At 35.3% G+C, this 24,793-nt stretch carries 25 protein-coding genes and 8 tRNA genes; 26 read left to right on the forward strand and 7 right to left on the reverse strand.

What is annotated here, in order from left to right; genetic code table 11:
• Positions 1-33: 33 nt before the first annotated feature.
• From HMPREF2988_RS11175 to HMPREF2988_RS11235, 13 genes are all read left to right on the forward strand, one after another.
• Positions 34-107 (forward strand) — tRNA-Trp (locus tag HMPREF2988_RS11175).
• 2 nt (positions 108-109) lie between these two features.
• Positions 110-182: transfer RNA gene (locus HMPREF2988_RS11180), tRNA-His, on the forward strand.
• 11 nt (positions 183-193) lie between these two features.
• Positions 194-265, forward strand: a tRNA-Gln gene (locus tag HMPREF2988_RS11185).
• Positions 266-310: 45 nt separating this feature from the next.
• Positions 311-381: transfer RNA gene (locus tag HMPREF2988_RS11190), tRNA-Cys, on the forward strand.
• 20 nt (positions 382-401) lie between these two features.
• Positions 402-486, forward strand: a tRNA-Leu gene (locus tag HMPREF2988_RS11195).
• A 61-nt stretch (positions 487-547) separates the two neighbouring features.
• Positions 548-620, forward strand: a tRNA-His gene (locus HMPREF2988_RS11200).
• Between the two features lie 9 nt (positions 621-629).
• Positions 630-701 (forward strand) — tRNA-Gln (locus HMPREF2988_RS11205).
• Between the two features lie 15 nt (positions 702-716).
• Positions 717-801 (forward strand) — tRNA-Leu (locus HMPREF2988_RS11210).
• Between the two features lie 267 nt (positions 802-1,068).
• A complete protein-coding gene (locus tag HMPREF2988_RS11215; RefSeq protein WP_002320565.1) occupies positions 1,069-2,373 on the forward strand; it encodes a PTS sugar transporter subunit IIC in 1,305 nt (434 codons plus the stop codon).
• A 24-nt stretch (positions 2,374-2,397) separates the two neighbouring features.
• A complete protein-coding gene (locus HMPREF2988_RS11220) occupies positions 2,398-2,658 on the forward strand; it encodes a hypothetical protein (RefSeq protein ID WP_002309692.1) in 261 nt (86 codons plus the stop codon).
• Between the two features lie 188 nt (positions 2,659-2,846).
• Positions 2,847-3,245 carry a cytidine deaminase family protein gene (locus HMPREF2988_RS11225; protein WP_002292397.1) on the forward strand — a complete coding sequence of 133 codons (399 nt, stop codon included), beginning with the start codon at positions 2,847-2,849 and terminating at the stop codon, positions 3,243-3,245.
• Positions 3,246-3,339: 94 nt separating this feature from the next.
• Positions 3,340-3,849: a kinase gene (locus HMPREF2988_RS11230; RefSeq protein ID WP_070770661.1), complete on the forward strand. Its 510-nt coding sequence runs from the start codon at positions 3,340-3,342 to the stop codon at positions 3,847-3,849.
• A gap of 131 nt (positions 3,850-3,980) precedes the next feature.
• Complete coding sequence (locus HMPREF2988_RS11235; protein ID WP_002340565.1) at positions 3,981-4,808, forward strand: helix-turn-helix domain-containing protein; 828 nt, start codon at positions 3,981-3,983, stop codon at positions 4,806-4,808.
• An 88-nt stretch (positions 4,809-4,896) separates the two neighbouring features.
• Here the strand turns inward: HMPREF2988_RS11235 and HMPREF2988_RS11240 are convergent, their stop codons facing one another.
• From HMPREF2988_RS11240 to HMPREF2988_RS11250, 3 genes are all read right to left on the reverse strand, one after another.
• A complete protein-coding gene (locus tag HMPREF2988_RS11240; protein ID WP_180363534.1) occupies positions 4,897-6,093 on the reverse strand; it encodes a MalY/PatB family protein in 1,197 nt (398 codons plus the stop codon).
• An 11-nt stretch (positions 6,094-6,104) separates the two neighbouring features.
• Positions 6,105-7,673, reverse strand: coding sequence for a maltose/glucose-specific PTS transporter subunit IIBC (gene malX, locus HMPREF2988_RS11245; RefSeq protein ID WP_070770663.1), 1,569 nt, complete (start codon positions 7,671-7,673; stop codon positions 6,105-6,107).
• A gap of 170 nt (positions 7,674-7,843) precedes the next feature.
• Positions 7,844-8,614 (reverse strand): MurR/RpiR family transcriptional regulator, encoded by a 771-nt coding sequence (locus HMPREF2988_RS11250; RefSeq protein ID WP_002329072.1) that lies wholly within the window; start codon positions 8,612-8,614, stop codon positions 7,844-7,846.
• A gap of 171 nt (positions 8,615-8,785) precedes the next feature.
• On the opposite strand from HMPREF2988_RS11250, the gene HMPREF2988_RS11255 reads away from it, so the two are divergent.
• A complete protein-coding gene (locus HMPREF2988_RS11255) occupies positions 8,786-9,136 on the forward strand; it encodes a PTS sugar transporter subunit IIB (protein WP_070770664.1) in 351 nt (116 codons plus the stop codon).
• A gap of 106 nt (positions 9,137-9,242) precedes the next feature.
• On the opposite strand, the gene HMPREF2988_RS11260 is transcribed toward HMPREF2988_RS11255, so the two are convergent.
• A complete protein-coding gene (locus HMPREF2988_RS11260; RefSeq protein WP_070770665.1) occupies positions 9,243-10,013 on the reverse strand; it encodes a DeoR/GlpR family DNA-binding transcription regulator in 771 nt (256 codons plus the stop codon).
• A 217-nt stretch (positions 10,014-10,230) separates the two neighbouring features.
• Here HMPREF2988_RS11260 and ulaG point away from each other — a divergent pair, with 217 nt between their 5' ends.
• The 8 genes from ulaG (at position 10,231) to HMPREF2988_RS11300 (ending at position 16,516) form a co-directional block, all read left to right on the forward strand.
• Positions 10,231-11,298 carry an L-ascorbate 6-phosphate lactonase gene (ulaG, locus tag HMPREF2988_RS11265; RefSeq protein ID WP_002342717.1) on the forward strand — a complete coding sequence of 356 codons (1,068 nt, stop codon included), beginning with the start codon at positions 10,231-10,233 and terminating at the stop codon, positions 11,296-11,298.
• 17 nt (positions 11,299-11,315) lie between these two features.
• The gene (locus HMPREF2988_RS11270; protein WP_002342716.1) at positions 11,316-11,777 is read left to right on the forward strand and encodes a PTS sugar transporter subunit IIA; all 462 of its coding nucleotides are present in this window, start codon (positions 11,316-11,318) and stop codon (positions 11,775-11,777) included.
• 19 nt (positions 11,778-11,796) lie between these two features.
• Positions 11,797-13,281, forward strand: a complete 1,485-nt coding sequence (locus HMPREF2988_RS11275) for a PTS ascorbate transporter subunit IIC (protein ID WP_070770666.1) — start codon at positions 11,797-11,799, stop codon at positions 13,279-13,281.
• A 41-nt stretch (positions 13,282-13,322) separates the two neighbouring features.
• The gene (locus HMPREF2988_RS11280; protein WP_002292382.1) at positions 13,323-13,622 is read left to right on the forward strand and encodes a PTS sugar transporter subunit IIB; all 300 of its coding nucleotides are present in this window, start codon (positions 13,323-13,325) and stop codon (positions 13,620-13,622) included.
• 14 nt (positions 13,623-13,636) lie between these two features.
• The gene (locus tag HMPREF2988_RS11285; protein WP_070770667.1) at positions 13,637-14,275 is read left to right on the forward strand and encodes a 3-keto-L-gulonate-6-phosphate decarboxylase UlaD; all 639 of its coding nucleotides are present in this window, start codon (positions 13,637-13,639) and stop codon (positions 14,273-14,275) included.
• Between the two features lie 4 nt (positions 14,276-14,279).
• Positions 14,280-15,140: an L-ribulose-5-phosphate 3-epimerase gene (locus HMPREF2988_RS11290; RefSeq protein ID WP_024636575.1), complete on the forward strand. Its 861-nt coding sequence runs from the start codon at positions 14,280-14,282 to the stop codon at positions 15,138-15,140.
• Positions 15,130-15,840 carry an L-ribulose-5-phosphate 4-epimerase gene (locus HMPREF2988_RS11295; protein ID WP_070770722.1) on the forward strand — a complete coding sequence of 237 codons (711 nt, stop codon included), beginning with the start codon at positions 15,130-15,132 and terminating at the stop codon, positions 15,838-15,840. Before HMPREF2988_RS11290 ends, HMPREF2988_RS11295 begins: the two co-directional genes overlap by 11 nt.
• 232 nt (positions 15,841-16,072) lie before the next feature.
• Entirely contained in the window at positions 16,073-16,516 is a 444-nt protein-coding gene (locus HMPREF2988_RS11300) for a GNAT family N-acetyltransferase (protein ID WP_070770668.1), read from the forward strand.
• A 62-nt stretch (positions 16,517-16,578) separates the two neighbouring features.
• On the opposite strand, the gene HMPREF2988_RS11305 is transcribed toward HMPREF2988_RS11300, so the two are convergent.
• Both HMPREF2988_RS11305 and HMPREF2988_RS11310 read right to left on the reverse strand, forming a co-directional pair.
• Positions 16,579-16,878 carry a hypothetical protein gene (locus HMPREF2988_RS11305; protein ID WP_070770669.1) on the reverse strand — a complete coding sequence of 100 codons (300 nt, stop codon included), beginning with the start codon at positions 16,876-16,878 and terminating at the stop codon, positions 16,579-16,581.
• Between the two features lie 62 nt (positions 16,879-16,940).
• Positions 16,941-17,135, reverse strand: a complete 195-nt coding sequence (locus HMPREF2988_RS11310; protein WP_002292375.1) for a hypothetical protein — start codon at positions 17,133-17,135, stop codon at positions 16,941-16,943.
• 437 nt (positions 17,136-17,572) lie between these two features.
• Here HMPREF2988_RS11310 and HMPREF2988_RS11315 point away from each other — a divergent pair, with 437 nt between their 5' ends.
• Complete coding sequence (locus HMPREF2988_RS11315; RefSeq protein WP_070770670.1) at positions 17,573-17,995, forward strand: hypothetical protein; 423 nt, start codon at positions 17,573-17,575, stop codon at positions 17,993-17,995.
• Between the two features lie 179 nt (positions 17,996-18,174).
• On the opposite strand, the gene HMPREF2988_RS11320 is transcribed toward HMPREF2988_RS11315, so the two are convergent.
• Positions 18,175-18,936: a formate/nitrite transporter family protein gene (locus tag HMPREF2988_RS11320; RefSeq protein WP_070770671.1), complete on the reverse strand. Its 762-nt coding sequence runs from the start codon at positions 18,934-18,936 to the stop codon at positions 18,175-18,177.
• Between the two features lie 903 nt (positions 18,937-19,839).
• Between HMPREF2988_RS11320 and HMPREF2988_RS11325 the strand changes: the two genes are divergently transcribed.
• The 3 genes from HMPREF2988_RS11325 (at position 19,840) to HMPREF2988_RS11335 (ending at position 24,785) form a co-directional block, all read left to right on the forward strand.
• On the forward strand, positions 19,840-21,465 hold the full coding sequence (locus tag HMPREF2988_RS11325) for an acyltransferase family protein (protein ID WP_070770672.1): 1,626 nt from the start codon (positions 19,840-19,842) through the stop codon (positions 21,463-21,465).
• Positions 21,466-22,180: 715 nt separating this feature from the next.
• Positions 22,181-22,534, forward strand: a complete 354-nt coding sequence (locus HMPREF2988_RS11330) for a DUF7006 family protein (RefSeq protein WP_070770673.1) — start codon at positions 22,181-22,183, stop codon at positions 22,532-22,534.
• Between the two features lie 784 nt (positions 22,535-23,318).
• Entirely contained in the window at positions 23,319-24,785 is a 1,467-nt protein-coding gene (locus HMPREF2988_RS11335; RefSeq protein ID WP_070770674.1) for an AcpB/EbpR/MafR family transcriptional regulator, read from the forward strand.
• Positions 24,786-24,793 lie beyond the last annotated feature (8 nt).

Consider the following 24,793-nt stretch of genomic DNA (forward strand, 5'->3'; position numbering starts at 1 on the left):
TCAGTGGTTCGAATCCACTCTCCTCCATTTTATAGGGGCATAGTTTAAAGGTAGAACAGCGGTCTCCAAAACCGTTAGTGTGGGTTCAATTCCTGCTGCCCCTGCCATGGCGAATGTGGCGAAGTGGTTAACGCACCGGATTGTGGCTCCGGCATTCGTGGGTTCGATTCCCATCATTCGCCCTTTTTATTCTTGGGGTATAGCCAAGCGGTAAGGCAAGGGACTTTGACTCCCTCATGCGTTGGTTCGAATCCAGCTACCCCAGTTTCTATAATTTATTCTTTATTTTATAGATTGATAATAGTATAATGGCGGTATAGCCAAGTGGTAAGGCAGAGGTCTGCAAAACCTTCATCACCGGTTCAAATCCGGTTACCGCCTTAGTACTAATAAATCAACTTGCCGGCGTGGCGGAATTGGCAGACGCGCTGGACTCAAAATCCAGTGCCCGTTGAGGGCGTGCCGGTTCGACCCCGGCCGCCGGTATTGACTAAGATGTCTTCATCTTAGTTTTTTATTGAGAAATTAAATAACATCTTTTATGATGGCGAATGTGGCGAAGTGGTTAACGCACCGGATTGTGGCTCCGGCATTCGTGGGTTCGATTCCCATCATTCGCCCTTTATTCTTGGGGTATAGCCAAGCGGTAAGGCAAGGGACTTTGACTCCCTCATGCGTTGGTTCGAATCCAGCTACCCCAGTTATTCTTTTAATTTGCCGGCGTGGCGGAATTGGCAGACGCGCTGGACTCAAAATCCAGTGTCCGTTGAGGACGTGCCGGTTCGACCCCGGCCGCCGGTATTACGAAAAACCTTGAAATTTAATTTCAAGGTTTTTTATTTTATTTAAATACTATTTTATAAACCCATAGATCAGTATAGGAACAGTAAAGTTTATTAGGTTTGAAAAATTTTTTTGTATAGAAAAAAGAACCTGTATTAAAAAATAATAATATTTTCTACTAAAATATATTGAAATAAAATTTCATAATTATATAATTAATTATGAACATTCTTTGCTTCATCATGCAGTGAATGCTTTCTATTTTATTGAAAAGGAGTGGTTTTAGTGGAAAAGCTGATGAAATGGGTTGAGGAAAAACTTGTCCCACCAATGGCAAAAATTGGTACACAGCGACATTTATTGGCAATTCGTAATGGGGTTGTTTCAACACTGTCATTGATTTTGATTGGTACATTTTTTATGGTTTTCATCAATTTACCGTTTCCTGGATGGAATGAATTTATTGCCCCTTATTCGGCAACGATCGTTTTACCTTTCAGGATTACGATGGGATTAATGGCTATTTACGCAACTTTTGTTATGGGTTCGGATTTAGCTAAATCATATGGGTTGGATAGTGTGACGGGTGGTATATTATCACTAGGGACGTTCTTTATGTTACAAGTTCCTGTAAACGTTTTAACACCTGAAGAGGCACCTCTTGGCTGGGTCTTACCGATGAGTTCTTTAGGAGCATCTGGGATGTTTGCCGGGATCCTATCCATGATTTTTGCAGTGGAAGTGTATCGTTTCTTTAAAAAGCGTAATATTACTATCAAAATGCCAGAACAAGTACCACCTGCTGTTGCCCGTAGTTTTGAGGCATTGATTCCTGGTGCAGTGATTTTAACAACGACTTGGTTGATTCGAAGCGTCGCGGGCTTTGATGTAAACGCTGCCTTGTTATCGTTATTCGAGCCTTTAACCAATATTTTAGGGAATAATCTGCTTGGTGTTTTATTACCGATGTTTTTGATCCATTTGTTGTGGTCATTTGGGATCCATGGCATGAGTATCGTAGGGGCTGTCGTTCGTCCAATGTGGCTGATTATGTTGGATGAGAATGCGAAGGCGTTAGCAGATGGTACAGCTGCTACCAAATTGCCTTATATTGCTCCTGAACAGTTTTATCAATGGACAGTTACGATTGGCGGTGCAGGAGCCACGATTGTGGTATCAGTTTTGTTTTTATTCTTTTGTAAATCAAAATTCTTAAAAGAAGTTGGTCGCTTTTCCATTATTCCTGGTATCTTCAATATCAATGAGCCGATGATTTTTGGAGCTCCTATGATGTTGAATCCTTATATGTTCATTCCATTCAACTTAGTTCCTTTAGTTTTGACTATTGTCAGCTATTTTGCAGTCAAATTAGAAATGGTCAATGGATTTACTGTGTTGCCAACATGGACATTACCAGCACCAATCGGCGGCTATCTTTCAGCAGGAAATGACTGGCGTGTGGTTGTTTTGATTGTGATCAATACACTGATAGCATTTATCATCTATTATCCATTTGTAAAAGCTTATGATAAAAAGATGTTGTCAGATGAACAAAATAATAATGGAGATAACGAAATACAAACTGCTTAAGTCTGATTTCAGAGGTGAAAAACAATGTATTGGCTGATTTTATTTTTTGTTTTTATCTTTTTATTAACGATAAGCCAACTTATGTTGAATATGCTGGCTATGCGTCACGTTCACATCAATCGTTGGGTTTGGGCACTGGCATCATTTTTGATTGTGATTCTTCCAAAGATCATTTTACCGCAGATGAATGTTTTATTATCATGGGGTACATATATACTTTGTGGAATTTTTGCTATCAATTTTATGATCGAGCAGCATAGGTGGTTTGTCACATCGAAGCTTTAATCGAAGCTTTAAATGTTCCAAAAGCAGGCTTGTAAATGCAAGCTTGCTTTTTTACCGTTGTATCAAGAACAATAGACCATACTCCATACTAACTGAGTCGTTTCTTTTCTTTCCGTTCTGCCATTGATGTTTTTTTATATAAAGATTATGATTGCTTTAACCGATTTGGCAGAAAGAAGGAGATAAAAATGAGCGATTTATCAACAATGGATTTAGAATTAGTGGATGCTGCAACCGAAGTCATTAAATCAAATATTGATTTGGTGTCTTTCAATCATACAGTAGGAGCTGCAGTACGTTGCACAAACGGTAATGTGTATACTGGTGTGAATGTTTATTCGAATCATGGGGCATGTGCAGAAATCATTGCGTTAGGGACAGCAATCAGTCGTGGTGAACGTGATTTTGAGTGTATCGTAGCTGTGGGTGGAGATCATTCTGACATGATCTATTCTCCATGTGGGAATTGCCGACAGTTTATATTGGAGTATGCACCTGATTGTGAAATCATTGTCTCAACAGAAGAGGGGGCTAAAAAAATCAAAATTACGGATCTCATTCCATATGCTTACCACAGATCAGAATGATTTTATACAAACAGATTCTCTTTTTATTTTCAATCAATAGAAGGTTTAATGATGTTGGATGAATGATTATCGGTATACAAGGAGATGCAGTGTCATGGGGAAGCTAGTCATATTAAGAGGAAATTCAGCAAGTGGGAAAACAACGACAGCTAAAGCTATTCAAAATCATTTTCCTATGGGGAAGGTGATGCGAATCTCTCAAGATGAAGTGAGAAGAGGAATGTTGAATGTCAAAGATAAAATAGGAAATCCTACACCAGATTTGATCCGTCAGTTGGCAGAATTTGGAAAAGACAGATTTGATTTAGTCCTTGTTGAGGGGATCATGAGCGCAAAAATCTACAAAGCGATGCTTATGGACCTGTATGAGAGCTTTCAAGGAAATGTATTTGCTTATTATTACGATCTTTCTTTTGAAGAAACGCTGAGACGTCACAGCCAGAGAAAGATGTCAAAAGAATTTGGTGCAGAACAAATGGCGGAGTGGTGGTTGGAGCACGATATACTTGGATTGCCTAATGAGAAGATACTGACTGCCGAATTAAGTCAACAAGAAATGATAGAGAAAATACTTCAGGAGATTGATCTGCAGGTAGACAGTTGATTTTTTATCAAGAAATAATTGGTGATAAAAATTAAAATTTTTATTCTGTTCTAAACAATTATGGTTGTTTAGAACTTTTTTTTGTGTATGATATAAAGGAGAAATAATTTTTTAAAGGGAAGGAAATTGTTTTGATAAAAGTAGATGGAGCATTACTGAAAGAATACCGAAAGAAAAAGGGGTTAACCCAAGTACAATTAGCAGAAGGTATTTGCGAACAGGCAACTGTCAGCAATATCGAAAACAAGAATATGTCACCAGGTATCAACATCCTAAGTGCGCTTTGCAAAAAGTTGAATGTCGAGATCTCCGATATATTAGTGGAAACAGAAGAAGACAAGATCAGAAAAAAATTAAGTGAGATTCAATCGTTGAATGCTGTATCGAAGTACAAAGAATCTTATGAAATTTTACAAACGATTGATCAGAAAAAAGTAAGCAATTCTGATCTTTTAAACCAAATCTTGTTTTATCAAGGACTGCTTGATCATCTTTATGCAAAAAAAGAAGATGCAGCATTGTTTTATTTCAATCAAGTGTTGGAACAAACGACCGAAACAGATATCCATCATTTACAAGCAGCTGCAAATGTGGCCATGATCTATTTGGCAAAAGGAGAATTAGACTTTGCAAAAGTGTATGTGGAACGTACGCTTAAAATCTTGAATGATACTGATTTTGATAATCTGATGGTTTGTGCCGTATATTATAATATCGCTACCTATTACAGCAAAATCGAGAACTATGAAAAAGCAATCCAGTTGTGCGAGAAGGGGATCGAATACAATAAGAAACATAAATCGACCCATTCATTGGAATACTTGCTTTATGAAATTGCTTTTTGCCATAAGCAACTAGGAGAAGACGATTATTTAGAAAGATATATGGATGCCAAAAAAGTAGCATGTTTCAACGGGAATGATCACGCGGTGAAAGTGATCGAAAACGACCTTAAATAAAGAAATCTTGACAGAAGTGTTCAACTTTAAGAACATCGTATATTCGAAAAAAAGAGATGTGACAAAAATTTTTGTCACATCTCCTTTATTATGGTTTAATTTCGATTTCAGCAGTTGCTTCAAAACTTTTCAACATACGATCTAGTCCATCTACTAATTTCGATTTCGGACAGCCGATATTCAATCGTAAAAATTGATGACCGTTTCCGCCATAAATCGATCCATCCATAATCGCCACTTTACCTACAGAAATCAGCTTCTCTCTTAAAAGAGGGATATCTGATACAGCTTTGGATACATCCAGCCACATCAAATAGGTTGCTTCAAGATCGACGACTTTTACATCTGGCAGTTTTTCCTGGATAAATGCTTTTACATACCGCTGATTGCTTTCAAGATAATGATTCAATTCATCTACCCAATGACTGCAATACCGATAGGCACTCATTGTCGCTAACATACCGAAAACATTGGTAGAAGATAACCCATCCGCATTTTTTAACTTCCTTTGAAAATGCTCACGTAACCCAAGATTCGGTATCAACGCATAGGCAAATGTCAATCCAGGGAAGTTAAATGTTTTTGTACCGCTGGTGACAATCGCCACTTGTTCATAATTGAAGCGTGTGATAGGTATATGCCTTTGTCCTCGTCCTAAAATGTCCATGTGTATCTCATCAGATAATAAAAATATAGAATACTGACGGCACAATGCCACGATTTTTTCTAATTCCCATTGTTTCCATACTCTTCCGGTTGGATTGTGGGGAGAGCAGAGAAGTAGTACTTTGTTTTCTGGCCTGGCTAATTTATCTTCTAAATCCGTAAAATCGATCCGGTACTGACTTTCTTCATAGATCAAAGGATTCTCGACTAGAAGTCGGTCATTGTCTTGGATGACTTTAAAAAAAGCATCATAAGCTGGCGTTTGTAAAACCACTCCTTCCCCTTTTTTAGTAAGCATTTGAATAAGGGTAGATACTGCATAGATAACTGTTGGAGTGTACATGATCCATTCTTCTTCCAGTAGTGTGTCAAAACGGGATTGATACCACTGTTTAATTGCTTCTTTTAATTCATGATGATTCCAGCGGGTATAGCCAAATACTGGATGGTTCATTCTTTCTTTCAAAGTTTCAAGTACTTCTTCGGGGACCATAAAATCTGTATCAGAAATCGTAAAAGGGAGTAAATCAGCTTCTCCAAATCGGTCTTCAACGTAGTCCCACTGTGTACAGTACGTTCCTTTTCTATTTATAGCGGTATCAAATGTCACAAAATTCACCTTCTATCTTTTTATCCTAAAATCGTATCAAGCTGATTGCGAACAGTTGTGACTTTTGTTCCGATAATCACTTGGACGTTTTGATGATCGAGATGGACCACACCTAATGCTCCTAGTTGTTTTAACTTTTCATCATCTACGATATCTGCATCTGCTAAAACTAAACGTAAACGTGTAATACAATTATCTAAAGATTGGATGTTTTCTTGACCGCCAAGTGCTGCTAAAATTCCTTTTGCATCGTATCCGCCTGTTTTATGAAAGTTCACTTCTTGATCGGTATATTCTGTTTCATCCACTGTCTTGTCACGCCCAGGTGTTTTTAAATCCAATTTTATGATTACTGTTTTGAAGACAATATAGTAAATACCGAACCACAAAGCACCGATTATTAATACCCACCACCATTTTGTGTCATTACCTTGGAGTAGACCAAAAATCACAAAATCTAAGATTCCACCATCTGTATTCCCGATTACTACACCTAATAATGCCATGACCATAAAACCTAGACCAGTCATGACGACATGGAAGAGCCATAATAGCGGACTAATGAATAAAAATAAAAATTCGATTGGTTCTGTGATTCCGGTCACAGCTGTCGCAATCACACCTGAAATCAATAATCCTTTGATTTTATGTCGATTTTGTGGTGCTGCGGTACGATACATAGCTAATGCTGCTGCAGGCAGTCCAAAAATAAATGTAGGCATTTTTCCCTGTGATAAAAAGGCAGTTGCACTTGGCGAAATAGGCAAATTGTTTTGCAATTCTGCATAAAAGATATTCAGTGCACCAAATACTTCTTTCCCATCAATGATCGCCGAACCACCAGCTTCAGTAAAGCGTATCATCGAAACTAGAATATGATGAAGCCCGAATGGAAGAAGCAGTCGTTCCCCTGAGCCGAATAAGAAGGGACCAAATATTCCTGAACGTTGGATTAGCTGGCCGATAGCCATAATGACCATAGCGAATAAAGGCCAAATCAAGGGGATGATCAAACCAACAAACCCTAAAACTAGAGAAGTGATAATCGGTACAAAACGAGCCCCTGAGAAGAAGGCGAAACTATCTGGTAACTGAACAGTATAAAACCTGTTATGCAACTTATAAACGATGATTCCAGCAATGATCCCTCCAAGAACACCCATTTCGATCGTCTGGATACCAAAAACCATTCCTTGTCCAGCTTCTCGCAAGTGGTCGGCATCAACTAAACGATTTGTCAGGACTAAGTAAAAGTTGATGGCTAAATTCATGACAGTGTAACCGACGAATCCAGAGAAAGCGGCCACACCTTTTTCCTTACGAACTAATCCTAATGGAATGGCCATGGCAAACATGACTGGCAAGTAGGTAAAGGCAAAACCGCCAATAGCAGACATGAATTGGAACACTGCTTTGACTGTTGGATATCCTAAAAACGGTAAAGTCTGAATCATTGATTCACTGGAAAATGAACTACCTAACCCTAAAAGAATACCCATGAAAGCTAACAAAGCAACCGGCAACATAAAAGTCTTTCCCAACCCTTGAAAGAACTCCCAAAAGGTCGATTTCTTTTTCTTTGTATCCATTTTTCTTCCTCCATCTCTTAGTAGTTTTAAGATCTTCAAAAAAATGATTGCGTTTTCATAGATAGGTTTATTATAGCTAACTAAAGGAAATAAAAAAGAGGAGACAGATATTCTGTATCCTCATACATGATTGAGTAAGCTGTTTCACTAGAAATAGCAACAAATTATAGCTAATTGTTTTTCATTTGGTCTGCATACATCAAGAGTACTGTATCAAATAAACAAATGACAGAAATTCTTGAACTTAAATCGACACTGTGGTGATAGCGAGTCGTTCCCTTTGCATATAAGGAAATCGTCGATAATTTTTCCAAGTTACTTCCCTTGGTTGAAATAATGCTGATGATAGGGACTTGTTGTCTTTGAGCAATCTGGGCATAGGAGAGGATACCTTTTGTTTCTCCTGTGAAACTGACGAAAATAGCTAAGTCTTCCTGATTTAAATTACTTACAGCTGCTTCTTGTTCATCCCAATCTGAACGAGCAAATGCTTTTTTTCCTAAAAAAGTCAGTTTTCGAGCAAAATCTGTACAAATAGGGAAGCTTCCTCCTAATCCAAAAACTTCAATAGTATTCGATTGATGGATCAATGTCATCATTTGTTTGGCCTTTTCTTCGCTCATTTGATGGAACGTTTCTGTAACATTTGAAGTGATCTGGTTCGTGATTGTTTGAAAGCTTCGGCTATTTCCTTCCTGTTCCTCTACATGGATGGATTGATCGATGGCGTATTTCAACTCTTTAAAACCTTGATAGCCTAAATGTTTAGCCGTTCGGGAGATAGTAGCAGTTGAGACAAATAAATCATCAGATACTTCATAAATCGTTTTTGTTCCAATATCGGACAAATGGAGGAATATATAATCCAATATTTCATTTTCGATTTTACTTAACGAGGAACGCTTCTTTTCTAGTAAAGCAATCAAACTATTGCTTAACATGGACGGTACTCCTTTCAATATCTAACAAAAATAACACTCGTAAACAAATAGCTCTGTTGAGTTTAGATAATAATCTAACTTATTATATAGCGCTTTCATGAAAATGTATATATAATAAAAGTTAGTTAAAATACTGGGATGATCTAAAGACAAAAGAGAAGAAGGTAACCAATGAATCGTAACAAGCCCAAGATTGCTGAACAAAGTCCAAAGAAAATCTTTCTTTTCGATATGACATTCAGTTTGATTTCTTCTGATGGACTTTTGCAAACGCAACGTTTAGAAAGAAAATTGACACATTTCTTTCAAAAAGCGCAAAAAAATGTGTCAGTCAAAGTCTATGATTCTAGCCAAATAGACAAAGAAGCAAAGAGAGCAGACATCTTATTGCTCACTCCTTTACTTGGATACGCAAAAGATAAAATAGAAAGTCAGTTCCCTGAAATACCTGTTTTCGTGATATCTAAGGAAGAATATGGAACTTTGGATGTGGAGAAAATAGTTAGTAAAATGGTTGATTAAATCAAATTTTGATTGTTCCACCATTTTAGCGTTTTAAGAAGTCTCTGCTATGTTCAAATGATAATTTTGAATGTAGCAGAGTTTTTTACGCAAACAAACATAATTCTTAAAATGAATCTACTTGGATGATTTTTGTCCCCGTATTCTTGATCTCGTCTAATACTTTTTCAGAGCAAAATTTATCAGTGATCAAATAATCAAAGACTGAAATATCAGCAATCTTGAACTTTGATGTCAGTCCGATTTTTCGATGATCAGCAACTAGAATCTTGCATTTGATTGTCTGGTTGATCATCATTTCATTGATTGTTGATTCATTCAATATTTTCGTTGTGACCCCATGTGCGACATCGACTCCGCTGCAACCAATGATACAAATGTCTGCATTGATTGAAGAAATCGTATTTAATACGATATCGCCCACCAGTGCTTCTTTTGGAAAGCGCATCTCTCCGCCAGTTAAAATATAACTGCAATTATCTTTGTGAGGAGAATAGTTGATTTTTACGTTGTTTGTAACGACGGTCAAATGGTTAGATTGAAGAAAATCCAGTGTTTTCAATGCAGTCGAGCTAGAATTAATAAACAATGTATCATAATCGCTAATGTATTTACTAGCTTCTCTGGCAATCGCTTGTTTAATCCTTTCAGGACCAGATTGATCAAAATCAGTCTGGTTTTTGTAATTATAAGAACAATAACCGTAATTGCGGATGATCTCGTTTTTTTCTTCTAATAAATTTAAATCTCTGCGTATCGTACTAATAGATACATCCAGAGATTCAGCTAATTCAAAAGTTGACAATTGTTCGGTTTGCTGAAGTAGTTCCAAAATATCTTTTTGCCGTTTTTCAATATTGACAAGTGAGTTTTTCATGACTGTTGCCTCCTGAAGGTCACCTTGATCCATGGATTTATTTGATTGGTTGTTCATTTAAATATTCATATCTGTCTTTATTATACTGAAACGATCATTAACCTTTAAAAGAAAATCATATAAAAGACAAACAGTCATATAAAAGGGTTTTCACGCATGCGGTTACGCATTAAGATTTACTTGTAAGTCGTAAGAATGATATGGGGGGAGCAAGCAAATGAGCAAAACGGTGAATGAAGTGACAAAAGAAAAGTGGATATTAGAAACATTTCCAGAATGGGGTACGTATTTGAACGAGGAAATCGAATCAGAGGTAGTGGAACCTGGAACTTTTGCTATGTGGTGGCTAGGCTGTACGGGAATTTGGCTGAAAAGTCATGAAGGAACGAATATCTTATGTGATCTATGGTGTGGAACGGGAAAACGCAGTCATGGAAATGGCATGATGAAAAAAGGGCATCAGATGATGCGTATGAGCGGTGTTCAAAAGATGCAGCCTAACTTACGGACTCAGCCTTTCGTAATCGATCCTTTTGAAATAAAAAATGTAGACGCTTTAATCGTCACACACATCCATTCCGATCATCTAGATATCCACACAGCTGCAGCCGTTCATCAAAATTGTCCTGAAGCAATATTCATTGGACCAAAAGAAGTGGTTCACACGTGGCAAAAATGGGGGATCCCTGAAGAAAAAACGATTATCGTGAAACCAGGTGATGCGGTCAAAATCAAAGATATCAATGTAGTAGCTTTAGAAGCGTTTGATCGGACAGCGTTGGTTACTTGTGAAGATCCGGAAGAAGTATTGAAAGGAAAAATGCCTCAGGAGATGGATCAAATAGCAGTAAATTATTTATTCGAAACATCAGGAGGTACTCTTTATCACGCAGGAGATTCACATTATTCCAATTTATTTGCCAAACATGGCAATGACCACAAAATCGATGTCTGCTTAGGAGCCTACGGTGAAAACCCACGAGGGATAACAGACAAAGTTACTTCTGTTGATATGCTGCGCATGGCGGAGTCATTGAATGCAAAAGTAGTGATTCCTGTCCACTACGATATTTGGTCTAATTTTATGGCTGATCCTAAAGAGATTACTGAAATTTGGAAATTCAAGAAGGATCGCTTACAGTATGGGTTTAAACCTTATATCTGGCAAGTAGGCGGGAAATTCATCTATCCGACAAACAAAGATGATCTTGAGTTTAATTTTTATCGCGGATTTGAAGATGTCTTCTCGATTGAAAATGATACACCGTTTCCGTCGTTTTTATAAGAAAGAAGGGAAGTTTCTTGCTGAAATACTTTTTTGACCATCAATTGATCCATTACCCAGATAAAGAAATCACGGATTGGCGTGAAGCTATCGCCGAAAGCTGTCGTGTATTGATTGATAAGAACATCATTGATCAAACGTATGTTGAAGAAATCATTCATTGTGTAGAAAAATATGGACCTTATATTGTGATTGCACCTCAAGTAGCCATGCCGCATTCTTCAGAAAAAAGTGAGGGAGTTTTTGGAACGGCTATTTCATTTACCAAGTTGAAGCAGCCAGTCCGTTTTGAAAGTGAAGGGGAGAATGAGGAGAAAACGGCCAGTTTGTTTTTTACACTCGCAGCAAAAAATCCAGAAGAACACCTAGAAAATATCCAAAAATTATCCGAATTATTAATGACAGATGGATTGGTTGAGCGTCTCATCTCTACGAACTCCATCGATGATTACCAAGTTGTGATGGCGGAATATAATTAATTGATAGAGGAGAAAAAAGATGGGGGAATTTTTGTTAAGCATTTGGACGTATTTTGCAACAAATATCTTGACGCAGCCAGCGTACCTGATTGGTTTTATCGTGTTATTAGGCTATATTTTGCTGAAACGCCCACTTCATGAATGCATCGCTGGATTCTTAAAGGCAACGGTTGGCTACTTTATTTTGACTGTTGGCTCTGGTGGTTTGGTCAACAATTTTCGACCAATCTTGGTTGGACTGAAAGAACGGTTTAATTTGGATGCCATGGTTACAGATCCTTATTTTGGACAAAATGCTGTGGATGCTGGATTAATGGAGACATTTGGCCGTACCTTTGGAGATGTGATGATTCTATTACTGATTGCGTTTGTTTTAAATATTTTATTAGTCCGTTTTCAGAGATATACGAAACTGCGATCCGTTTTCACGACCGGAAATGTTCAGGTCCAGCAAGCAGCTACCGCTTTTTGGATTTTACTGTTTTGCTTTCCTGATCTAGGCAGGATACAAGTATTGATATTTATGGGATTGATTTTAGGGTGTTATTGGGCAGTAGCTTCTAACTTAACAGTAGGGATCACGCAGGAATTGACAGAAGGTGCCGGATTTGCGGTGGCACATCAGCAAATGTTCGGAATCTTTATTTTTGCCAAACTAGCTGAATGGATGAAAAAGCGGGATGAAAAGAAAAATCGATCGATCAAGCAAGACAAGAAAATCGAAGATATCAAATTACCAGGATTCCTGTCGATATTTAATGAGAATATGGTTGCTACTTCGTTGCTCATGCTATTTTTCTTTGGGATCATTCTGCTTGTACTAGGCAAAGATTATTTGATTCAAGCACAATTCATGCAAGAGGGGCAGAGTTTCTTATTCTACATTATGACGACTTCCTTGAATTTTGCGGTATATCTGGCAATCTTGCAATTAGGTGTTCGGACTTTCGTCGATGAACTAACTCAATCCTTTCAAGGAATCTCAAACACGATTTTACCAGGAGCTGTTCCAGGAATTGATGTAGCCGCTACTTTTGGCTTTGGTTCGCCAAATGCGGTAACGATTGGATTTTTGTTTGGTGCTTTGGGCCAGTTTTTGATGATTGGTTTACTGATTTTATTGAAATCGCCAACGATCGTCATAGCCGGTTTCATTCCATTGTTCTTTGACAATGCTGTTATAGCAGTTTATGCCAATAACCGAGGTGGATTCAAAGCTGCCTGTCTGTTCCCATTTCTTTCTGGAATCATACAAGTAGGCGGTTCAGCATTATTCGCTACATGGATCGGGATGTCAACATACGGTGGTTATATCGGGATGTTCGATTGGGCGACAGCTTGGCCATTATTTACAGTAGTCATGAAAGTCCTAGGTTATGCTGGAATCGCCGTAGTCGTCATTGGTCTATTGGCTATTCCGCAGTTACAATATCGGAAAAATCCTGAGGGGTATTTCTTGATTGTAGAAGATTATGAAAAATATGCAGAAAAGCAGAAAGCATAAAAGAAATCTGATTAGACAACACTCATAATGGAGGGATTAGGATGAGAATTTTAGTATCGTGTGCAAATGGATCAGGAACCAGCTTGATGATGATGAGAAGTGTAGAAAAAGCAATGAAAGAACTAAATATACCAATTACCAAGATTCATCATTGTGCTATTTCAGAGGGAAAAAGCTCAGCGAGTCAATATGATGTCGTTTTTACACCAGTCAATTTTTTGAATATGTTTACTCAGGCAGAGAAAAAAGGCGTTACAGTTATCGGTATCAAAAATGTGATGTCCGCCAAAGAAATCAGTGAAAAATTTGCTGAAACAACGTGGTATCAAAAAAACAAGTGAAAGAAGGAACCAAGATGAGCAGGCCGAATCTACAGATTGCGTTAGATCACAATTATTTAGAACATGCATTAGGCGATGTTATGAAAGTCGGTGATGTAGTAGACATTATTGAAGTGGGAACGATCCTTTGCTTACAGGAAGGACAAAAAGCGATTCGCTGTATTCACAGTATATTTCCAGACAAAAAACTGGTCGCTGATACGAAATGTGCAGATGCTGGAGGAACAGTAGCAAGAAATGTGGCTAATGCAGGAGCAGATTGGATGACAGTCATTTGCTGTGCAACAATGCCAACGATGAAGGCAGCACAAAAAGAGATAGGCGAATTACAAGTAGAACTCTATGGCAATTGGACTTTTGAGCAAGCCAAGGATTGGTATAACATCGGAATCCGACAGGTAATCTACCACCAAAGCCGTGATGCGCTCTTATCTGGTGAAGCTTGGGGTGAAAAAGATTTGTCGAAGGTCAGCAAACTGATTGAACTAGGCTTCAATGTTTCTATAACTGGTGGATTAAATCCAAACACATTACAATTGTTTGAAGGAATCGATGTGTATACCTTTATCGCGGGTCGGGGGATTACAGCAGCAGAAGATCCAATGAAGGCTGCACAATGTTTCAAAGATGAGATCATTCGTATCTGGGGGTAAGGAAATGGCTCAAATCGGGATTTATGAAAAAGCATTACCCAAAGATATTTCATGGAAAGAACGTTTTTCCCTTGTAAAAGAAATGGACTTCGATTTTATCGAGATGTCGATTGATGAGACGGATGAGCGGTTAGCACGATTAGATTGGTCTGAAGAAAAGATAGCTGAGCTGAGAGAAGAGATGTTTAGCTCTGGTGTACGTATCCATTCGATTTGTTTAAGTGCGCATCGGCGATTTCCGTTTGGTTCTGCTGATCCAGAAAAGAAAAAAGCAGCGAAACAACTAATGAAAAAAGCAATCCATTTGGCGCATAATCTAAGCGTCAAAGTAATCCAAATAGCTGGATATGACGTTTATTATGAAGAGAAATCAATGAATTCCAGAGAAGACTTTATCGAAGGAATAAAAGAAAGCGTAAAGGAAGCTTCTAAATATGGCATCATTCTTTCCGTGGAAATCATGGATGATCCATTTATGAACTCCATTTCAAAATTTTTAGAAATCAAAGAACAGATTCATTCCCCTTTTCTACAAGTATATCCAGACCTAGGCAATTTGTCCGCATGGCCGGAAAATAATCCGGCTCGAGAACTTGAGAAAGGGATCGATTATATCACTGCTATCCACTTAAAAGACACGTATCCTGTAACAAAAGAATATTCAGGTCAGTTTCGTGATGTTCCTTTTGGTAACGGATGCGTTGACTTTCTTGGATTATTGAGACATTTGAAACGTTTAGATTATGATGGAACATTCCTGATCGAAATGTGGAGTGAAAAAAGTCAAGACTTTCGAAGAGAAATCCAGCAGGCAAAAGACTACTTAAGTTCTAAATTGAAGGAGGCTGGTTATGATGTCTTGTGAAGAAAAAATTGCAGCAATGAAGCAACGTGTCTTTGAAGCAAATCTGGCATTGCCGCAATACGGATTAGTTAAATTGACTTGGGGCAATGTGAGTGAAGTGGACCGTGAGCTAGGAGTCATCGTTATTAAGCCAAGCGGTGTCCGATATGAACGCATGCAAGCAGATCAAATGGTTGTAACAGATTTGTCAGGAAATATAATAGAAGAAGACAGCTTGAAACCATCTTCAGATCTGCCTACCCATGTTGTTTTATACAAAGCTTTTGAAGATGTAACTGCTGTTACTCATACTCATTCTACTCACTCTGTCATGTGGGCGCAAGCAGGCCGAGATTTGCCAGCTTATGGCACGACCCATGCTGATGCTTTTTATGGAAAGATTCCTTGTACACGCCAATTGACGAAAGAAGAAGTAAAAGAAGCTTACGAAGTTCATACAGGGAATGTGATTGTCGAGACGTTTAAGGAAAGAAAATTAGAGCCAAACGAAGTCCCTGGAGTACTTGTCTATGGACATGGACCATTCACTTGGGGGCACTCACCTATGGAAGCAGTAGAAAATAGCCTGATTTTAGATGAAATTTGTTTGATGGCTAAAGAAAACGAGTTGATCAACCAAAATATAGGTGAAATCCCACAATATTTGCTAGATAAACATTATTTTCGAAAACACGGAAAGCATGCATACTATGGGCAATAGAGATGCTAGGGTAAGGGTAGAAAATTAAAAGATAATACTTGATAGAGAGAAACAGAGGTTGTGAAGAAAATTTATCACAACCTTTTTTATTTATCAAAAAGGATGCATTCTAAAAGGAAAGAGGAATTTTAAGGAATTGAGAGAATCTTTACAGGAGCGTTATACGTGATAGATTAAATAGTCAAAGAATTGTATTATTAGAGGGAGAATTGTATAAGAAAGGAAGAAAAAAATGAATGTTGATTCCCTTATGATCGATGAGATTTCTGAATTATATAAGAGCGTTGGTTGGACGAATTACACAAAAGACACTGCAAGGTTAGCTAGAGCATTTGAACAATCTGAATCTCTGATAAAGCGTAATGGGGAAGGGAAGATTATCGGAATCGTTCGTTGGATCACTGATTTTGCGACGATCGCATTTATTCAAGATATCCTCATTCATCCGAGGTATCAGCGCCAAGGAATAGGCAAAGCGCTTTTGAATGAAGCTTTGGAGAAGATTACCAGTTATGGACCAGTCCAAATCGAATTATTGACAGATGATACTGAGAAAACAAAAAAATTTTATGAATCAGTAGGATTTGTTCAAGTAAAAGAAATGGATGCTGTTTCTTATATAAAGGATACTAGAAGAAAAGAGGGACTTTTTGGTAATGACAAATACTATGTATAACGTAAAAAGAAAAAACGGGAGGATAGATTCAAGTATCACTCAATCTATCCTCCTATCCTCGTCTATTTTATTTTTTTATTCACTTCTTTATCAAATACTATTTTTTGTACATTTGGACTAATATAAAAAATGAATACATGATTTTTTTTAAAAGAAAATGCTATACGATAATTTTTTTTATCAATATTGACTTTCATTTCATATATTCCCTTTGCCGAGCGTATTCGTACTGGTTTTATACGAAAAAAATTATGGTCTACATGCTCTATGACTTTTTTAGAAATAGTTTTTTTGTATGCGAGATGTACCTCTTGCGGAAATTGTTCCAATAGTTCACTGTCAAACTCAACAGTATAATCCATATTTTGCTTCCTTTCTATACGGCTTAAGTGTTGGAATAAGTCATTCATTAGTTTTTGCATTGTTACTTTTCGATGATGGTTACAACTGCTTTGCCGCAAGTCAGTTCTTTTTCCAGCTCGCTCTTTATTTTTATGGCACATGGTTTGGAAAAAGGTGCTGCTTCTTTCCATGAACCAAGTAAAGGATACTCATTACTCATGCCTTTCACATATTGTTTGTTTTTGACACCTTTTGTTTTTACTTCTACATAATACATTTGATCATCTTCTTTCTTGCTGTTTTTAGTTCATATTCAAATATATGTAAGCGAAAATGATTATGTATCTATATCTTTATGATAAATAAAAAGAATCAATTTGAAAGTTTTTTTCACTCGATATAACTAATTTGAATAATACATATAATAAAAACGGATAGAATCTGTTGCTTTATTGAATCACTTGTTTTGAATAATCAATAGACAAAAGCTATCTCTAAACGTACTTTGTAAAATAATATCATTTAAAAATTATTAGTTAATCGTTAAATATAATAAATTAAAATAAGCCTATAACTATTTATTTTAGTTATTGCTTTTCTTTTTCGCATATTATTAAGTAAAAAAATTAGCAGTATCTGTAATATCAGAAGAGGACGATCACCATTTTAAAAGTCATGTTTCTATCTTAAGAAAAGAGAGTAGGTTCTATAATAATGATAAAAATATTTTATGTTCTGTTAATTGGTTGTATCACTATATTGAGTGGCTGTACAGCTACTACAGAAGGTCAAACAAGCATACCTAAAAAAATATCTCTTACACAAAAACAATTAGATAGAGCAGATAGGCTTTCAGGACATTGGTTTTATCATGAAGAAGATACTAGATTCGATATCGAGATTACAAGTGACCAGATCAAAGTAAAAAAGAAGAAGACAGAAAACAAGGAAGAGGAAACAATTTATAGCATCTATAATTATGAAAATGAAAATGGAAAGATAAGCATTTATGGAACAACGGATAAAAAGGAATTTTATATTTCTGAAGTAGATACTGATACAGTTTGTATCGGGGGTGGGATAGCAGACATAGAAAGTGCTTGGCGGGTTAAAGCACATAAGCAAACTTTAGAATAGAAATTTTATTGATATATTTTTCTAAGAGATAGTAAGTGGCGAGGAAAAGGGAGGAGATAAATAAATACTGTATAGATTATTATCTGAATGATCAAGAAACTATTTTTTAGCTTAGAGAAGATTCTAATAATAAAAATGGATAAGCTTCTTAATCATTCGGATAACATCTTATGTGGATTTCAATGATGCTTGTAACTAACGTAATAAAAACCTGAAACAAAAATAGCTCCGCCGATGATATTTCCAATATAAACGGGGATAAAATTCGAGAGAAATTCTAACCAAGTCGCTTGACCTTCAAATATGGCAGCAGGTATCACAAAACAGTTGGCCACACTATGTTGGAAACCGATTGCCACAAAAATCATGACTGGAAACCAAATCGTTAATACTTTGCCGGCCGCATCTTTTGCCCCATATGATAACCATAATGCTAAACCAACAAACCAATTACAACCTATTCCAGACCCTAATGCTTGCCACCAAGAAACAGCGATTTTATGATCAGCAATATGAATCACTTGGTCGAGATAGACACCTGAATGAGTTAAACCAACAAAGTGACCAAAGAAATAGGCAACGAAAATTGCACCAATAATATTTGCAAAAGTAATCACTGACCAATTCTTAACTAGCTGTGAGAAGGTGACTTTTTTATCCATAAAGGCAATCGCCACAGCCATCATATTTCCGGTGATCAATTCACCACCGCCAAGAAGGATGACCAGCAGACCGATAGGGAAAACCGAGGCACCAACTAAACTAGTCAAGCTAGCCATAGATTCTGGGATAGAAGCAGAGACCCGTACGTATGCCAAATAACCTAGAGAAATCATGGCTCCTCCGATAAACCCTAAAATCAGTTTAGCTAAGATAGGTTTCTGTATTTTTTTTGATCCAAGATGAATACTGATTTCCATAATTTCTTCTGGTGTGTGCATGATACTTCGACGCCTACTTTCTTAATGAATTTTCATGTGATAAAATATAGTGAAAAAATTCACATTTTTCTTGTTGATTATATCATCTTATTATTTATATGTGCATATTATTGTAAAAATTTTTATTTAATCACATTGGATTCTAAAAAAGAAACAAAAATAAAAGTTATGTATATGGTGGTCAAAAAGTAAATAATATCAGTTATCAAATTTCCTGTAAATTTTCTTGAAACTACAGCATATATTACTTTAAAACAATCTACATTTTTTATAAAAAAGGAAATGAATAACTGAAAAAATTATTATAGGAGAGAAAAAATATCACCATAATTGGTTTAGGATTAACTGTATATTTATTTATATAATTTGTTTATAGACATGTGAAGTTATTTGCAGAACCTTTATTTGTATTATACGAATCAAATTCCTCAATCGTCAATGAACTTGCTAATTTAATGATAGCCTTGCTGTTTACTCCCGCGTTGAGAGTCATAACTATTTTGGTCTGTTTAGTGCTATTATTTTTCGTTAATAAAAAGAAATAACGTAGTATTTCAAAAGACAAAGAAGTGGGATGATGATTGCTATAGTATGTTATACGTGGTGCTAGGTAAGTGAGAATAAACAAAAAAACTGTAGAGCAAAGAAATTTTTTTCTTTGTCTACAGTCTGAGGTGGTGACATATCTTTGTCACCACCTTTTTTTGTCGCACAAATAATTAATCGGATATTTTATGTTCATGTTTTTTGTGTTCAACGAGTATTGATAGGGAAAAGATACATTTTAGATGCTTTTAACTGTTAATTTACAAAACAAGGTAAACGAATAGAAAAATGAAAAAATAGATACGGAAGAATATGTTTGATTAAAAAATGCCATGAAGAGAAGGAAGTTGATGATACATGAAAAAAATATATTCAAAGGAAATCGATTGTTTTAGAGGCATAGCTGTTTTAGCAGTGATATTTTATCATTTGCCAAATAGTAAGCTACCAGGCGGATTGCAAGGAGTAACGATCTTTTTTGTGGTTTCTGGTTTTTTAATGGCTAAAAATACGATAAGAGATGAAAAAAACAGACAATTCAGTTTTCTACATTTTTACTATAAGCGTATCAAACGTATTTATCCATTTTTACTGTTTTCTTTGGTCGTATCCATTTTCATACTGGGGATCAGCAACATTCGATTGATAGGAAATATTCGTAGTGAGCTACCTAGTTTGATTTTTGGCTATAACAATTGGTGGCAGCTGAATCAAGGCGTATCTTATTTCGACTCTTACTTTAATGCTTCTTTATTTAAACATTATTGGTCGCTTTCCGTTGAGCTACAATTTTATTTGATTTGGCCATTTTTGTTTATTGTCATGAAACGTATGAGAAGAAAACAAGTGTTTTACTTAATCTATACATTGATTTTTGTTTCTATTCTTTTTAGTTTATTTTTACCTTCAGCTAAGGCATATTATCATACGGTGGCTAAACTTTTTCCATTTTTATTAGGAGTTTGGGGGTATTTTAATCGAATAACTATTGCCCGTTTCTTTGAACAAAACAGTTTTAGTAAAATCTGGCTTTTACTACTAGCTAGTCTTTGTTTGATCCTGTTGCCGATTTTTCCTTATACACTAAATGAACTACTGATTAGTATTTGTTTTGCTTTATTGTTAGCCAGTGTCGATGATGTAAATATTGCAAAAAAAACCAAAATCGCTAGTACAAAACTTTCTTTTGTAGGAAAAATCAGTTATGAGCTTTATTTGGTGCATTTTCCAGTATTGATTGCTCTGACAAATCTATTCAAACATTATCATTTGAAATATTTGGATATCGCAAGTTTATTCACTGTGTTTTTGTGTACATTACTCATAATTACTTTCTTTAGAAAAGGAGTGCAGAAGATGAGATCACCCAAAACTTGGACAGCTATGGCACTAATGATGATCGGAGTTTCTGTACTGGTATTACGTGCTCCAGCCAATCGGTTGACTGCTGACCAAAATCAGTTGCAAAGTTTATTAAAAGAAAATTCTAGTAAAGCAAGTGCAGGAGAAAATCAGTTGTCACAAGAGAAAAAAATATTATTTATCGGAGATTCTGTTATGCTGGGGGCGTATCAGGAACTGAAAGAGACTTTTCCAAAAGAAGCATTGGTAGACGCAAAAGAGTCAAGACAAATCACTGCGTTACCAGAAATCTTAAAGGAGCATAAAGATTTAGTTTCTTACCAACAAATAGTGATCGGGTTAGGAACCAATGGTGTGTTAACAGATGATGCTATAGAACAAACCATGTCTTTGCTCAAAGATAAAAAAGTGTACTGGGTAAATATAAAAGCTCCGACTGGCTGGCAAGAGACGATAAATGCCACATTAGCTAAATTGCCAAATCAGTATCCTAATATAACGATGATCGATTGGTATAGTGAGAGCAAAAACCATCCTGAATTTTTTTATGATGATGAAACCCATTTGAATGAAAGCGGACGTACAGCTTATGCAAAGTATATTGCTTCAGTGATCCAATAAGGTAGTGATCACGTGTTTTAACTTTACTTTTTCCTAATAGGTGAATCAATTTAAATAAAAAATACTTCATATGATAAACGGTGTTTAAGAGGAGGAGCTTTTTAATATTCGTGGTAAAAAAGAGATGGGCGAGGTCGTTAACTGAGAGCTTCTTTAAAAGAAATCGTTCGATGTTAGAAAATGGAAATATCCTCTTTGTTATACAGAACATGAGCGAGACGACAATACTAGGAATTATGTTCTGATCGAAGTTTTATGGTTACAAGCAGCAATCAGCTTAGATAAAATTAAGGACCGTAGGAACCAAGTAAAGAAGGCTGTTAGTAAAGAAACAAACGATCAAGTATGTTTTATTCTCAGGGAGATTCACTTCAAGTAGTAAGAAACAGTGGGTTTAGCTAAGGGGAAAGTAGCTCACACAGTGTTACTTAAGAAGATGCAGTGAATAAATATAATAGTAATATAATGCTAGAAAGGACTGTGACAAAAGTCGTGTCACAGCCTTTTTTGTTATTTTAATTATCGTACAGTCTTTTTTTAATGATTGCTTAAGCATTAAATATTAAAAAATATAGAGTTCAAAATTTCTGCACAAATTAGATGAAAAATTTGAACAACAAAAAGTGTATTTTTATACTATAATAGCTTTTGAATTTAGTTACTCTATTCAAAAGTTATGCGATGGACAAGTAAAAGAATAAATAGAGGTGAGAAAATGAATAGTTTCAAGAAAAAATTTGTGAGTAGATTTTTAAATATGAAAAATTTTTTTGAAAAAAAGGGAGATTATGATGCATATAATTATGTATTAAATCTAGAAAAGCAAACATATTATACACTACGTAAAAATGATGATAATGATTTTTGGACTATATTACCTAAAATGCTTTCGATTGACTCTAAGCTTTCCCTTTTAGAGGAATTTATTAATTTAGACATTGAAGAATTTTGCGGGGGAAAAGAGTTAATTAATATGATAGAGAGTGATTATCATACCTATTATAAAGAAAGTTGTGGATATAAAGTGGATGAGCAATGTCCACAATCAATTATTTTTTACGTTGAGTAATATGGACTATTAAGCAGGAAAGCAACTAGAAGCTACTGATTTAGTATTTAAAATATAAACTATATTGCTAACAATTATTTTCTAGAAGGAATAAAAGAACTAAGAATCAAGATGATGTCTTGACTCTTAGTTCTTTTAACATGGAAAAGATGGATAATGCACTGTTAATTCATGATGCATCATCAAAAAAGTTGGAAGGAGAAGATAGAAATCATTAACTGATTTCTACAGATGGTAAATGAAAAAACAAAATATTAGCAAGAATTTGCCTAAATAGATAGTAACACTTTCTAAATTAAATACAAGCGCATTCATAAAATGTTTATACAAATATCTATGTGACAAAAATTGGATATTTTCACAATAAATAGGAATTAAAATAACGAATTTATGTTTGTTTTATTTACCAATCAAATTATCTTAATGCAGGAATAAAAAATTAAATTACATATTGTTAATCATTTACATCTCCATTAATAACTCAAAATAAAAAGATGTTTTTATTTTTATTCTATATTTCAGAAAAAAAATTAAACTAGATTATAATAATTCTTCATGTAAAAATGAAAACAATTACAGCTATAATGGACATTTTAAGATAAAACAATTATGAAATCGATATCCGTTTATATACTTATCATAAGCTAGAAGCAAATAACTAGCCTATGTAGGTAAGTGAGATTATATTTATTAAAAGGCTTCTTTTGTTCGATCAGTTATAGTCGAGCGAGAGAAGTTTATTCTTTGATTAAAATAAACAAAAGTAACTTATTGAGGTGAAATGATGCAAACTTTTTTAACTAAAACATCTTTCAAAAAAGTAGTTTTATTAGATTATTTGTTAGAAAAAGACAATTGGTGTGCAATGGAAGAACTTAGAAATTTACTTAATGTTACGGAGAAGTCAGTCTTACATTATATAGAAGAACTAGAGGATTTATTTAAGCAATATAATGGGAATATCCTTCTGAAAAATGAAGATAATAAACGCTTTTTCATAAAAAAAGAGAAAGATTTTCCTATTTATAATATTTATCTTCATTTTTATAAAGCTTCCTATAATTATCATTTGATTGATTTTATGTATAGATATCCCAGAAGTGTTCTAAAAGATTTTGCTAAAGAGCAATTTACTAGTATATCTACTGTTTTCAGATATGCGAAGCTCTTAATTCCCTATTTTAGGCGATATCATATAGCATTTCATCCATTTCAGTTAGAATTGAATGCATCAGAGGCAAACATTCGTAGCTTTTTTTATTATTTCTATTGGAATTCTACACGTGAAAGTAGTGATAAGTGGCCATTTCATATCGAACAAAAGGAAATAGAGAAGTATATAGTTGCTTTTGAGGGGATTTATGATATTACGTTAACTATTTTTCAAAAACGTGTATTTTCTTTTTGGTTAGCCATTAACATAGAAAGAAGTTCATTTAGAAAAGTACGAGTAGATAATGAATATAAATCAGTTATCTCAGATGATCCGCATTTTAATCTTTTGAAGAAGTGGTCAAAACAAATCAATCTTTCTTTTAACAGCGATGAACTGTGTTTCCTTTATCGAATAATTTATTCTTTTGGAGTAATTGATGGAAATGCAATATATGAAAATAGTCATGCATATGCACATCAGCGACAAAATACTTGTTCTTATCGAGCAGTTGAGAATTTGGAGAAAGTTTTACAAAGCATGTTCCGTTTTTCTTTAGATATAAAGGATCCAGAACTCATATTCAATTTTATTGCGTTTCACGAAAGAAGTTATCTATTTTATGGTAATCCAGATCTTTTTTTTAATCGCTCGTATATCGAAGAAATGAAAGAAGAAGAACCTCGAACTTATCACATAATGGAAAAACTCAAAAAAGAATTACAAGCAAATGCGGATTTGGACGTATCGAAGAAATTAGAAAACTGGGCACAATTATTTTTGAATTATTATTATGTGCTAGATTATTATGATTTGTTTTTAACAAATACTAAACCGATTAAGATTTTAATACAAGATGATTTACACCATACGCATCGGTTATGGTTAATGAATAAAATTAATTTGTATTTTGGGCATTCTTATGTTTTTGCTTTTTATGATTACAGGACAAATATATCTGAAGTAGATTTGGTCATTTCTAATTACTACATCGACACTGGAAAAACGCCGTTACTGTTAATGAAAAATATACCTACCGAAAGAAACTGGCGTTTGTTTGAGAAAACGATTTATCAATTAAAAAAAGAAAAAAGCTAGCTTTCTTA

It is taken from the genome of Enterococcus sp. HMSC061C05, from assembly GCF_001814765.1.
Lineage (GTDB): Bacteria > Bacillota > Bacilli > Lactobacillales > Enterococcaceae > Enterococcus_B > Enterococcus_B lactis.